Source organism: Pseudomonas sp. CCOS 191, assembly GCF_001007005.1.
Classification (GTDB): domain Bacteria; phylum Pseudomonadota; class Gammaproteobacteria; order Pseudomonadales; family Pseudomonadaceae; genus Aquipseudomonas; species Aquipseudomonas soli.
Window position 1 is genome coordinate 710,383 of sequence record NZ_LN847264.1, and the last position, 13,254, is coordinate 723,636.

9 protein-coding genes are annotated in these 13,254 nt (G+C 66.0%); all 9 read right to left on the bottom strand.

Annotated elements, in window-relative coordinates:
* Positions 1 to 134 precede the first annotated feature (134 nt).
* The 9 genes from purD to CCOS191_RS03325 all read right to left on the bottom strand — a co-directional run bounded on the left by purD (position 135) and on the right by CCOS191_RS03325 (position 13,055).
* A complete protein-coding gene (gene purD, locus CCOS191_RS03285) occupies positions 135 to 1,427 on the bottom strand; it encodes a phosphoribosylamine--glycine ligase (RefSeq protein WP_046854049.1) in 1,293 nt (430 codons plus the stop codon).
* 133 nt (positions 1,428 to 1,560) lie between these two features.
* A complete protein-coding gene (purH, locus tag CCOS191_RS03290) occupies positions 1,561 to 3,168 on the bottom strand; it encodes a bifunctional phosphoribosylaminoimidazolecarboxamide formyltransferase/IMP cyclohydrolase (RefSeq protein ID WP_023630842.1) in 1,608 nt (535 codons plus the stop codon).
* A 78-nt stretch (positions 3,169 to 3,246) separates the two neighbouring features.
* A complete protein-coding gene (fis, locus tag CCOS191_RS03295) occupies positions 3,247 to 3,567 on the bottom strand; it encodes a DNA-binding transcriptional regulator Fis (RefSeq protein ID WP_011535876.1) in 321 nt (106 codons plus the stop codon).
* On the bottom strand, positions 3,564 to 4,577 hold the full coding sequence (gene dusB, locus CCOS191_RS03300; protein ID WP_046854050.1) for a tRNA dihydrouridine synthase DusB: 1,014 nt from the start codon (positions 4,575 to 4,577) through the stop codon (positions 3,564 to 3,566). Before dusB ends, fis begins: the two co-directional genes overlap by 4 nt.
* Before the next feature lie 205 nt (positions 4,578 to 4,782).
* The gene (locus CCOS191_RS03305; protein WP_046854051.1) at positions 4,783 to 6,114 is read right to left on the bottom strand and encodes a DUF3426 domain-containing protein; all 1,332 of its coding nucleotides are present in this window, start codon (positions 6,112 to 6,114) and stop codon (positions 4,783 to 4,785) included.
* Between the two features lie 43 nt (positions 6,115 to 6,157).
* Complete coding sequence (gene prmA / locus CCOS191_RS03310; RefSeq protein WP_046854052.1) at positions 6,158 to 7,036, bottom strand: 50S ribosomal protein L11 methyltransferase; 879 nt, start codon at positions 7,034 to 7,036, stop codon at positions 6,158 to 6,160.
* Between the two features lie 257 nt (positions 7,037 to 7,293).
* Positions 7,294 to 10,104 (bottom strand): FAD-binding and (Fe-S)-binding domain-containing protein, encoded by a 2,811-nt coding sequence (locus CCOS191_RS03315; RefSeq protein WP_046854053.1) that lies wholly within the window; start codon positions 10,102 to 10,104, stop codon positions 7,294 to 7,296.
* A 71-nt stretch (positions 10,105 to 10,175) separates the two neighbouring features.
* On the bottom strand, positions 10,176 to 11,321 hold the full coding sequence (lldD, locus tag CCOS191_RS03320; protein WP_038706870.1) for an FMN-dependent L-lactate dehydrogenase LldD: 1,146 nt from the start codon (positions 11,319 to 11,321) through the stop codon (positions 10,176 to 10,178).
* Positions 11,322 to 11,384: 63 nt separating this feature from the next.
* A complete protein-coding gene (locus CCOS191_RS03325; RefSeq protein ID WP_046854054.1) occupies positions 11,385 to 13,055 on the bottom strand; it encodes a lactate permease LctP family transporter in 1,671 nt (556 codons plus the stop codon).
* Positions 13,056 to 13,254 lie beyond the last annotated feature (199 nt).

The window sequence follows — 13,254 nt, forward strand, 5'->3', positions numbered from 1 at the left end:
CGAAATCCCTTCTTAGCTAATGTGCCGGATAACCACTATGCGCGGCGCGCCAAGGCGAAGGCAAGGCCCCGGCGGGGCCTTGACGACGAGCCGAAGGCCGTGCGCCGGGAGCGGCACGACCGTTGGCTGCACTTTTACTGCTGCTCACCGCGCTCGCGGGCGATGGCCCGGTAGCCGATGTCGTTGCGGTAGAAGCTGGCGTCCCACTTGACCTGCTCGGCCAGGCGGTAGGCCTGCTGCTGGGCGGCTTCGACGGTGTCGCCCATGGCGGTGGCGCACAGTACGCGGCCACCGGCGGTGACCACCTGGCCGTCCTTCAGTGCGGTGCCGGCGTGGAACACCTTGCCTTGCAGCTTGGCGGCGGCGTCCAGGCCGCTGATCACGGCGCCCTTGGCGTAGTCGCCCGGGTAGCCACCGGCAGCCAGCACCACGCCCAGGCTCGGGCGCGGGTCCCATTGTGCTTCGACCTTGTCCAGGGCCTTGGCGAAGGCGGCTTCGATCAGCAGCACCAGGCTCGACTCCAGGCGCAGCATGACCGGCTGGGTTTCCGGGTCGCCGAAGCGGCAGTTGAACTCGATGACCTTGGGGTTGCCCGCCTTGTCGATCATCAGGCCGGCATACAGGAAGCCGGTGTAGACATTGCCTTCCTCGGCCATGCCGCGCACGGTCGGCCAGATCACCTGGTCCATCACGCGCTGGTGCACGTCGGCGGTGACCACGGGGGCAGGGGAGTAGGCACCCATGCCGCCGGTGTTCGGGCCGGTATCCTGGTTGCCGACACGCTTGTGGTCCTGGCTGGTGGCCATTGGCAGCACGTTGTGGCCGTCGACCATGACGATGAAGCTGGCTTCCTCGCCGTCGAGGAACTCTTCGATCACCACGCGCGAACCGGCTTCACCGAAGGCATTGCCGGCGAGCATGTCGCGCACGGCGTCTTCGGCTTCCTGCAGGGTCATGGCGACGATTACGCCTTTACCGGCGGCCAGGCCGTCGGCCTTGATCACGATCGGCGCGCCTTTCTCACGCAGGTAGGCCAGGGCCGGCTCGATCTCGGTGAAGTTCTGGTAGTCGGCAGTCGGGATCTTGTGGCGGGCCAGGAAGTCCTTGGTGAAGGCCTTGGAGCCTTCCAGCTGGGCCGCGCCCTTGGTCGGGCCGAAGCAGTCCAGGCCACGGCTGCGGAACAGGTCCACGACACCGATCACCAGCGGCGCTTCCGGGCCGACGATGGTCAGGTCGACGTTCTTCTCGGCGAAGTCGGCCAGTTGCTCCAGGGCAGTGACGTCGATGGCGACGTTCTCGCACTTGGCTTCGCTGGCGGTGCCGGCGTTACCCGGCGCCACGAAGATTTTCTCGACCCGTGGGTCCTGGGCGACTTTCCAGGCCAGGGCGTGTTCGCGACCGCCGCTGCCGATGATCAAAACTTTCATGTCAAAACCTCTGTGTAGCGGCGATCCCCGGCCCTTGTAGGAGCGGATTCATCCGCGATTGCGGCGGTGAATCCAGCATCGCAATCGCGGATGAATCCGCTCCTACAGAGCCTGGGATCGGCCTGGTATCTGATTAGTGGCGGAAGTGGCGCATGCCGGTGAATACCATGGCGATACCGGCTTCGTCGGCAGCGGCGATGACTTCGGCATCACGCATCGAACCACCCGGCTGGATCACCGCGCTGATACCCACTTTAGCCGCGTTGTCGATGCCATCACGGAACGGGAAGAACGCATCCGAGGCCATTACCGCGCCCTGCACCTGCAGGCCGGCATGTTCGGCCTTGATCGCGGCGATGCGCGCGGAGTTGACGCGGCTCATCTGGCCGGCGCCGACGCCGATGGTCTGGCGCTGCTTGGCGTAGACGATGGCGTTGGACTTGACGAACTTGGCCACTTTCCAGGCGAACACCAGGTCGTGGATTTCCTGCTCGGTCGGCGCACGCTTGGTGACGATCTTCAGGTCGTCGGCAGTGATCATGCCGATATCGCGGCTCTGCACCAGCAGGCCACCGTTGACGCGCTTGAAGTCCCAACCGGCGGCGCGCTCGGCTGGCCACTCGCCGCACTCCAGCAGACGCACGTTCTGCTTGGCGGCCACGACTTCGCGGGCGGCCTGGGAGATTTTCGGGGCGATGATCACTTCGACGAACTGGCGCTCGACGATGGCTTTGGCGGTTTCGCCGTCCAGCTCGCGGTTGAAGGCGATGATGCCGCCGAACGCCGATTCGGTGTCGGTGGCGTAGGCCAGGTCGTAGGCCTTGCGGATACCGCCTTCGTCCTCAGGCACCACGGCCACGCCGCACGGGTTGGCGTGCTTGACGATCACGCAGGCCGGCTTGACGAAGCTCTTCACGCACTCCAGCGCGGCGTCGGTGTCGGCCACGTTGTTGAACGACAGCTCCTTGCCTTGCAGCTGGATGGCGGTGGAAATGCTGGCCTCGCCTTTCTTGGCCTCGACGTAGAACGCCGCGCTCTGGTGCGGGTTCTCGCCGTAGCGCATTTCCTGGGCCTTGACGAACTGGCTGTTGAAGGTGCGCGGGAACTCGCTGCGGTCTTCGGTGGACAAGGTGTCCTTGGCCTGGTCGATGGTGCCCATGTAGTTGGCGATCATGCCGTCGTAGGCGGCGGTGTGCTCGAAGGCCTTGAGCATCAGGTCGAAGCGCTGGGCGTAGGTCAGGCCGCCGGCTTTCAGGCCTTCGACAATGCCGGCGTAATCGCTGGCGTTGACCACGATGGCCACGTCCTTGTGGTTCTTCGCCGCGGAACGGACCATGGTCGGGCCGCCGATGTCGATGTTCTCGATGGCGGTCGGCAGGTCGCAGCCCGGCTTGCTGATGGTGGCTTCGAACGGGTACAGGTTGACCGCGACCAGGTCGATCGGCTTGATGCCATGCTCGTTCATGATGGCGTCGTCGGTGCCGCGACGGCCCAGGATGCCGCCGTGGATCTTCGGATGCAGGGTCTTGACCCGGCCGTCCATCATTTCGGCGAAGCCGGTGTAGTCGGCCACTTCCACCGCGTTGACGCCGTTGTCCTTGAGCAGCTTGTAGGTGCCGCCGGTGGACAGGATCTCGACACCGAGCTGTTGCAGCTCACGGGCGAATTCGAGGATACCGGTCTTGTCGGAGACGCTGATCAGGGCGCGGCGGATCGGCAGGCGGGTAGTCTGGTCGGTCATTTCAGATTCCATAACGCGGTGGAGTCAGCAAAAAAGGCGCCTCTTTGCATGAGCGCCTTTTTGGTTGGGGTTCTGGCCTTACAACAGATCGTACTGCTTGAGCTTCTTGCGCAGCGTGCCTCGGTTGAGCCCGAGCATCTCGCTGGCCTTGGTCTGGTTGCCCTTGACGTAGTTCATCACGCATTCGAGCAGCGGCGCCTCGACTTCCGAGAGCACCAGGTTGTACACGTCCGTGACGGTAGCGCCTTCCAGGTGGGCGAAGTAGTTGTGCAGTGCCTTCTCGACGCTGTCGCGCAGGGTCTGGCCCTCTTCGCTCGGCGTGTTCAAGTGCTGCTTGAGGTTGGCGTTGTCGCTCACGGGCGTTGTTCCACTCACTAATGTCTCGGTCATCATCGTCATGCGGCCACCCCTTGTTCGTCCTCTGTCCCAAGGCTCTGTCGACGTTCGGCGAAAAACGCCTGAACGTTGGCGCACTGCGCTTGTGTGTCTTGCAAAGCGTTGAACTGGCTGCGGAACTCCTTGCCGCCAGGTCGGGTTGCCAGGTACCAGCCAACGTGCTTGCGGGCGATCCGCACGCCCATCACATCGCCATAGAAGGCATGCAGCGCGGCCAGGTGCTCCAGCAGAATGCGTTCCACTTCGTCCAGCGCCGGGGCGGGCAGCTGCTCGCCCGTGCGCAGGTAATGCTCGATCTCGCGGAAAATCCACGGCCGCCCCTGGGCGGCACGGCCGATCAGCAGGCCGTCGGCGCCGGTGGCGTGTAAAACCGCCCGGGCCTTTTCCGGCGAGGTGATATCGCCGTTGGCGAAAACCGGGATCGACACCGCCTGCTTGATCGCGGCGATGGTGTCGTACTCGGCGTCACCGGTGTACAGGTCGGCGCGTGTGCGGCCATGCACCGCCAGCGCCTGGATGCCGGCCTGTTCGGCGATCTTCGCCACGTTCAGGCCGTTCTTGCTCGCCCGGTCCCAGCCGGTGCGGATCTTCAGCGTCACCGGCACGTCCACGGCGCCGACGACGGCATGGAGGATTTCGGTGACCAAGGCTTCATCTCTCAATAAAGCAGAGCCTGCGGCCTTGTTGCAGACTTTTTTTGCCGGGCAGCCCATGTTGATATCGATGATCTGCGCGCCGGCTTCGACGTTGGCCCGGGCCGCCTCGGCCATCATCTGCGCGTCGCCACCGGCGATCTGCACCGAGCGTGGCTCGGGATCACCTTCGTGGATGCGGCGCAGGCTCGACTTGCGGCTGTTCCACAGGCGCATGTCGCTGGAGACCATCTCCGATACCACCATGCCCGCCCCGAGGCGTTTGCACAGTGTTCGGAAAGGCTGGTCCGTGACGCCGGCCATGGGGGCCAGGATCAGGTTGTTCTGCAGTGTGTAAGGGCCGATGCGTACCGCCGACATAGGTGTTCCCTGTTGTGGGGCCGAATCATTGGAGTTCGAAAAAGGGATGGCATGATACCCGCTCTCGATGACCGGATAAAGATGAATCTGGATAAAATCTGAACAGTTGCGGCGTTATGACACCCAGTGCCAAGCGGCGAGCTTCAAGCTGCAAGAGGCCTGCAGACAGGCTTTTACCTGCGGCTTGAAGCTTGCCGCCTGTCGCTTACTCCGGCGAACGGAAGCTCAGGCTGTAGTTCACCGCCTTCGGCCCGGGGTCGAGGATATCCAGGGCGATGTGGATCGGCGTCTGGCTGGGCATCTCGCCGCGCCCGGCCAGCTCGCCCGACAGGTACTCGCTGGGCTTGAAGCGCCGGCTGGCGATCAACTGGCCGTTGAGGTCGGCGAAGCGCAGCTCGAGCAGCGGGAAGGGCTGGGCGAAGGGCGCGCGGTTGTAGATGATCGCGTCGACGATCAGCGCCCCTTTGAAGTCCGGGTGGCTGCGTACCACCAGGTTGCTGCTCTTGATCCGCGAGATGTCGACGCGGGTCGGCACCTGGCAGCCGAACATCGGGCACAACTGCTGGAACCACGGGCGGTACTGGTCCTGGCGGGCCATTTCGTCGAAGTGGAACCAGACGTACTGGAATGCCAGCAGGCCCGCGGCCAGCAGGGTCAGGAAACCCCACAGCAGGCGCTTGCCCCAGTTCGGGGCGGGCTTTTCCCAGCCCAGCTGCAACGGGTCGTCGACCACGTCGACCAGCGGCTCCTTGCGCGAGCGTTCGGGCTTGGCGGCCAGGCTCGGTTCCAGGCGCTGCCCGGGATGTTCGTCTGGGGCATCGTCGCGGGCCGAGAACGGTGCGCTGTGCACCTCGTCGTCCAGCGCTGAAAGGCCCTTTTCCGGCACCGGTTCGTCATGGCTGGGCAACTGCCGCGAGGGTTCGTCGAGGTCGTCGTCGAGTGGCCGATCGCGCACTGGCGGTTCATCGTCCAGCTCGAGGCTGGTGGCGCCGAGGGTAGGCTCGGTGCGCTCGTCGTCGGCCGGTACCAGGTCAAGCGGCTCCTGCTCGACCAGCATCGGTGCGTTCTCGCGCTCCTGCGCAGGCAAACGGTCGCCGTCAGTGGCGGTGCCGAACGGTTCATCGCCAGGCCCATCGCCGAGCTGATCGTCGCGGCGGGCCTGGAGCATGCCCTTGGCCGGGGCTGCGCGCCGATCACCGGGACTGCGCCGTTCAAGGCGCGCCAGTTCCTGGTCGAGGTCGAGGGCATCGAGTTCCTCGGCCGTGACCGTCCAGTTGTCCTCGCTCGGTGCCGGCGGGGCGGCCTCCGGCTGCACGGCTGCGGGCGCTGGCACGGCCGGCTCGGCTGTCGGCGCCGGCGCACGGGTGTCGCCTTCGCCAGCCGCGGCGCGGTTCTGCTCCAGCAGTTGTTTCGCCGCGTTGAACACCTGCAGGCATTGGCCGCAGCGCACCACGCCGCGGGCCACGCTCAACTGGTGATGGGTGACGCGAAAGCTGGTCTGGCAATGCGGGCACTGGGTGACGAAACTGTCGGTCATGCGGCTGTCCGGGAAGCTGTGCAGGAGATGAGTCTAGGCGCGCTTAGCGGCGGCGACCACTGATACGTACCCAGCCGTCGCGCACGACGATCGGGTCCAGGTCGAAGTCGGCGGCATAGGCGGCGGCCACTTCCTCGCCCTGTTCGGCGAGGATGCCCGACAGCGCCAGCAGGCCGCCGGGGCGCACCAGGCCGGACAGCTGCGGCGCCAGCGATACCAGCGGGCCGGCCAGGATGTTGGCGACCAGCACGTCGGCCTGCATCGCCGGCATCTGCTCGGGCAGGTACAGGTCGAACGTGTCGTCGGCAATGCCGTTGCGCTGGGCGTTGTCACGCGAGGCCTCGATAGCCTGCACGTCGATGTCGGTGCCGACCGCGTGGCGGGCGCCGAGCAGCAGCGCGGCAATGGCCAGGATGCCCGAGCCGCAGCCGAAGTCGAGCACTTGCGTGCCTTGCAGCTGCTGGCCGTCGAGCCATTCCAGGCACAGCGCGGTGGTTGGGTGGGTACCCGTGCCAAAGGCCAGGCCCGGGTCGAGCAGCAGGTTGACCGCGTCCTTTTCCGGGGCTTCGTGCCAGCTTGGCACGATCCACAGGCGCTGGCCGAAACGCATCGGCTGGAAGTTGTCCATCCAGCTGCGCTCCCAGTCCTGGTCCTCGATTACCTCGGCGTGGTACTCGGGCAGCTCGGCACCGGTCAGCAGGCGCAGGTGGGCGAACACCTGCTCGGGCTCGGCATCGGCCTCGAACAGCGCCAGCAGGTGCGTGTGCGACCACAGCGGGGTGGTGTTGAGGTCCGGTTCGAAGATCGGCTGGTCTTCGGCGTCCATGAAGGTCACCGAGACGGCGCCCACTTCAAGCAGGGCGTCTTCGTAGGTTTCGGCTTGTTCCGGGCTGATGGCCAGGCGTACTTGCAGCCAGGGCATGGCGGGCACCTTTGGTAAATCGACAGGGGCAGCCCGAGGCTGCGCGAAAAGGCCGCCAGTTTACTTGAGTGCGTGGGGTTTGTGCAGAAGTCGCATGCCGGCATGCGCCATACCTGTGGGAACAACTGTCTTGTTTGCCTGCACCGGCCTCTCGCCGGCAAGCCGGCTCCCACAGGATGGCACATTGCTTTGGGCTAGCGCGGTCGGGGTGTGGAGCCGGCTTGCCGGCGAGAGGCCGGTGCGAGAAAGCCCAGCCTTCAGAGACTGCGCGCCCGGGTAACCCGGTCTACCAGGTACACCAGCCCGTGATAATCGATGCCACTGTGGCTCGACAGGCCGATCTCGCAGGTGCGGCTGGTGGAGATTCCCTCGCTGCAATACTGCACCGCGTCCTTGAGCGTGCGCAGCGAATGGGCGTTGAGCTCCGGTGTGGTGAAGCCCTTGTCGCCGGCGAAGCCGCAGCAATGGATGCCTTCGGGGATCACCACCTGCTTGCTGCAGCGCCGCGCCAGGTCGATCAGCGCCTGGCTTTCGCCCAGGTGCTGGGTGCTGCAGGTCACGTGTACCGCCACGGGCTCGTCCTGGGGGGTGAACTCCAGCTTGTCGACCAGGTGGGTGCGGATGAAGCGCACCGGGTCGTACAGGTCCAGCCGCGATTCGCCCAGGTCCTGGACCAGGCGCAGGGTGCAGGGGCTGGTGTCGCAGTAGATCGGGTCAAGGCCGCCACGGCTGGCGTGCAGCAGCGCGGTGATCAGTTCCTGGCGCTTGTGCTCGGCCTGCTCGGGGTAGCCCTTGGAGGCGAACGGCTGGCCACAGCACAGGCTGTCGGCGTTGTCCGGGAACACTACCTGGTAGCCGGCCTTCTCCAGCAGGGCACGGGTCTTGTCCAGCAGCGAACTCTGCTCGCGGTCGGCATAGGCCGGGCCCATCACCCGCGATACGCAGGCGGCCAGGTAGACCACGCGAGGGCGGGCGTCGTGGCTCGCGGTGCTGAGCTCGACGGCCCGCAGCGGCTGCGGCATGGCGGGGGTCCACTGCGGCAGGCGGCCTTTGCTGGCCTTGCTCAGGCGGGCGCTGAGCCGGCTCATGCGCGGGGCACCGAGCAGCTTGCGCGCGCCATTGGCGGCGGCCAGCGTGAAGCGCGCGCCGCGCAGGGTGGCGTGGAAATGCTCGGCCAGCCAGTCGGCGGCCTTGCCGTGCTCGGCCGCCTGACCGCGCAGCTTCTTCACCAGCTCGCCGGTGTTGATGCCCACCGGGCAGCGCTGGGCGCACAGGCCGGTGGCGGCGCAGGTGTCGATGCCCTGGTACTGGTAGGTGCGCAGCAGTTCGCGGGTATCAACGCCGGCGCGTTTCTTCGCCTGGATGTCGCGCCACATGACGATGCGCTGGCGCGGGCTCAAGGTAAGGCCTTTCGACGGACACACCGGCTCGCAGAAACCGCACTCGATGCACTTGTCGACGATCTCGTCGGCGGCCGGCAGCGGCTTGAGGTTCTTCAGGTGGATGTTGGGGTCCTCGCTCAGCACCACATCGGGGTTGAGGATGCCGTTGGGGTCGAGCAGGCGCTTGAGCTTCCACATAAGTTGGTAGGCGTCATGCCCCCATTCCAGCTCGACGAAGGGCGCCATGTTACGCCCGGTGCCGTGCTCGGCCTTGAGCGAGCCGCCGAATTCCACTGCCACCAGCTGCGCCACGTCGTCCATGAAGGCCTGGTAGCGCGCCACTTCCTCGGCGCTGTTGAAGCCCTGGGTGAAGACGAAGTGCAGGTTGCCTTCCAGGGCGTGGCCGAAAATGATCGCCTCGTCGTAGCGGTGCTTGTCGAACAGCTGGATCAGGCGGTTGACGCCTTCGGCCAGTTGCTCGATGGGGAAGGTCACGTCCTCGATGATCACCGTGGTGCCGGTCTGGCGCACGGCGCCGACGGCGGGGAAGGTGTCCTTGCGGATCTTCCACAGCTGGTTGTACACCGCCGGGTCTTCGCTGAACGCGACCTTCTGCTCCAGCGGGTAGTCGTCGATGGACGCCATCACCTGCTCGAGCTGCTCGTGCAGCAGGCTCTGGCTGGCGGCGCGGCACTCGATCAGCAGGGCGCAGGCGTTTGCCGACAGGTCCTTGACCCATGCCGGCATGCCCGCCATCTCCTGCACCGAGCGCAGGCTGCGGCGGTCGAGCAGCTCCACGGCGGAGACAGGCTGGCGCTTGAGCACGGTCACGGCGCGGCAGCAGCTTTCGACGCTGGGGAACACCAGCAGCGCGCTGGCCTTGTGCGGGTGGTCGGGCACGGTGTTGTAGGTTACGGCACTGATGAAGCCAAGGGTGCCTTCGGAACCGACCAGCAGATGCTGCAGGATATCGAGCGGCTGGTCGTAGTCCACCAGTGCGTTGAGTGATAGCCCCGTGGTGTTTTTCAGCCGGTACTTGTGCCGGATGCGCTCAGCCAGCGCGGTGTTGGCGCGGGTCTCGCGGCCAAGGCGGGCCAGTTCGTCCAGCAGGCCGGCGTGGCTGTGCTCGAAGGCGGCGACGCTGGTTGGGTCCTCGCTGTCCAGGCGGGTACCGTCGGCCAGCACCAGGCGCAGGCCGGCGAGGGTGTGGTAGGTGTTCTGCGCGGTGCCGCAGCACATGCCACTGGCATTGTTGGCGACGATGCCGCCGATCTTGCAGGCGTTGATCGACGCCGGGTCCGGGCCGATCTTGCGCCCATAGGGGGCCAGCCAGGCATTGGCCTGGGCGCCGATCACGCCGGGCTGCAGGCGGATCTGCCCGCCCTGGTGGCGAATCTCCCGGCCATTCCAGTTGTCGCCGAGCACGATCAGCACCGAGTCGCTGATGGCCTGGCCGGACAAGCTGGTGCCGGCGGCGCGGAAGGTCACCGGCACCCGGTCGCGCTGGGCCAGCTGGATCAGCGCGACCACTTCGTCCTCGGACTCCACGCGCAGCACCAGCTTGGGGATCAGCCGGTAGAAGCTGGCGTCGGTGCCGAAGGCCAGGGTCGAGGTCGGGTCGTCGAAGCGGCGTTCGGCGGGGATCAGGCGCTCGGCATCACGCAGGAACGCGGCGGGCAGGCTCATGCAGTCTCCTCGCGGGGCCGCGGCGTCTGGTGCGCGGCGTGCCCCGGGTATTCAGGCGTTGGTGGGCGCGCTCAGGCGCCCAGTTCGCGGACCAGCGAGTCTTTGCTGATCTCGCCGATGGACTTGGCGCCGGTCAGCACCATGGCCACGCGCATCTCTTTCTCGAACAGCTCCAGCAGGTTCTTCACCCCGGCCTCGCCGTGGGTGGCCAGGGCATAGAGGAAGGCGCGGCCGATCAGCACGCTGTCGGCGCCCAGGGCGATCATGCGCACCACGTCGAGGCCGCTGCGGATGCCGGAGTCGGCGAGGATCTTGATATCGCCCTTCACCGCGTCGGCGATGGCCGGCAGGGCGCGGGCGCTGGACAGCACGCCATCGAGCTGGCGGCCGCCGTGATTGGAGACGACGATGCCGTCGGCGCCGAACTTGACCGCGTCGCGGGCGTCATCGGCGTCGAGGATGCCCTTGATGATCATCGGGCCGTCCCAGAATTCGCGGATCCACTCCAGGTCTTTCCAGGAGATGGACGGGTCGAAGTTGTTGCCCAGCCAGCCGATGTAGTCGGCCAGGCCCGTGGGGTTGCCGCGGTACGCGGAAATATTGCCCAGGTCGTGCGGGCGGCCCATCACGCCGACGTCCCAGGCCCATTGCGGGTGGGTCATGGCTTGCAGCACGCGGCGCAGCGGGCCGTTGGCGCCGCTCATGCCGGAGTGGGCATCGCGGTAGCGGGCGCCGGGCACGGGCATGTCGACGGTGAATACCAGGGTCTTCACCCCGGCGGCCTTGGCGCGCTCCAGGGCGTTGCGCATGAAGCCGCGGTCCTTGAGCACATACAGCTGGAACCACATCGGCCGGTCGATGGCCGGGGCCACTTCTTCGATCGGGCACACCGATACCGTCGACATCGTGAACGGAATGCCGTGGGCCGCCGCTGCGCGTGCCGCCTGCACTTCGCCACGGCGGGCGTACATGCCGGTGAGGCCGACCGGGGCCAGGGCCACGGGCATGCTCAGGGTTTCGTCGAACAGCTGCGTCTGCAGGCTCAGCTCGGACATGTTCTTCAGTACGCGCTGGCGCAAGGCGATGCCGGCCAGGTCCGAGACGTTGTGGCGCAGGGTGTGTTCGGCGTAGGCGCCGCCGTCGGCGTAGTGGAACAGGAAGGGGGGCAGCTTGCGTTGGGCCGCGGCGCGATAGTCGGTGGAGGCGGAAATGATCATGGATTCTCGCAGCGTTGCTTGTGGGGAATGCCAGGCGCGTCAAGGCGCCCGGCCCCTGTCACTTTAGTGATGAACCAGCATGCCAGTGAGCCAGTAGGCCTGGACCAGAGTGATCAGGCCGACGATGGTGGCGAAGAACAGGCTGTGCTTGACGGTGAAGCGGAACAGGTCGGATTCCTTGCCGACCAGGCCGGTGGCCGCGCAGGCCACGGCGATCGACTGCGGCGAGATCATCTTGCCGGTCACGCCGCCGCTGGTATTGGCCGCCACCAGCAGGGTGTCGCTGACGCCGATCTGGTGCGCGGTGGTGGCCTGCAGCGAGCTGAACAGGGCGTTGGACGAGGTGTCCGAGCCGGTCAGGAACACGCCCAGCCAGCCGAGGAACGGCGAGAAGAACGGGAACGCCGCGCCGGTGCCGGCCAGCACCAGGGCCATGGTCGAGGACATGCCCGAGTAGTTGGTGACGAAGGCGAAGGCCAGCACCATGCCGATCGACAGGATCGGCCAGCGCAGTTCCCAGAAGGTCTCTTTGAAAGTGGTCAGACCAGTTTTGAGGTTGATCTTCAGCACCCACATCGAGATCAGCGCCGAGAGGAAGATCGCGGTGCCGGTGGCGGAGATCGGGTCGAGCTTGAACACCGCCGGCATGGCGGTGGGCGCTGTGACGATTGGGGCGGTCTTGACCACCAGCTGGTCGAGGTGCGGGATGGCGAAGTTGAACACGAAGTTGTACATCGCGCCGCCCGGGGCGAAGGCTGCCTTGAACGGTTTCAGGGTCCAGATGGTCACCAGCACGGTGAGGATCAGGAATGGCGACCAGGCCTTGAAGATCTCGCCAAAGCTGTACGGGCTCGGTTGGCTGCCGCTCGACTGCACGACGGCGGCGCCGACACTGCCCTTGGCCTCGGCGAACGCGCGCTTGGGCTGCCAGACCTTGAGGAACAGGGTCAGGGCGATCAGGCTGGCCAGGGCCGAGGTGATGTCGGGCAGCTCCGGGCCGATGAAGTTGGAGGTGAAGTACTGGGTGACGGCGAAGCTCAGGCCGGCCACCAGGGCGGCAGGCCAGGTCTCTTTCACGCCGCGCACGCCGTCCATCATGAACACCAGCCAGAACGGCACGAACAGCGACAGCAGCGGCAGCTGGCGACCGGTCATGGCGCCGATGTGGAAGGCGTCGATGCCAGTCACCTGGCCGGCGACGATGATCGGGATGCCCAGGGCGCCGAAGGCCACCGGGGCGGTGTTGGCGATCAGGCACAGGCCGGCGGCGTACAGAGGGTTGAAGCCAAGGCCCACCAGCAGCGCGGCGGTGATCGCCACCGGGGCGCCGAAGCCGGCCGCGCCTTCGAGGAAGGCGCCGAAGCAGAAGCCGATCAGCAGCACCTGCAGGCGCTGGTCGTCGGTGATCGACAGTACCGAGCTGCGGATGACTTCGAACTGGCCACTCTTGACCGTGAGTTTGTAGAGGAATACCGCGGCGACGATGATCCAGGCAATCGGCCACAGGCCGTAGAGGAAGCCATAACCCGCAGCGGCCAGCGCCATGTCGACAGGCATCTGGAAGGCGAAGATCGCCACCAGGATCGACAGTGCCAGGGTAATGCTGCCGGCGACGTGGCCCTTGAGGCGGAACACGGCGAGGGCGAGGAAGAAGAACACGATTGGGATGACCGCCGCCAGCGCGGACAGGCCAAGGCTACCAAGCGGGGTATAGAGTTGTTGCCAGGTTTGCATATGGGGTGGCCCCTAATTGTTGTTGGTCAAGGCACTGGCATTGGATAATTGGTAAGACCAATTTACAATGGCTGGTCGCTAGGTTAAGAGCGCCACGCAGGGTGTGTCAATTTGTCCTGTGGGAAACTTTGGTCGGATGCCGATGAGCGGGCATCTGCTTGGCTGGGAAAAACGCCGCCTGACGGCTGTCGGTGCAAGC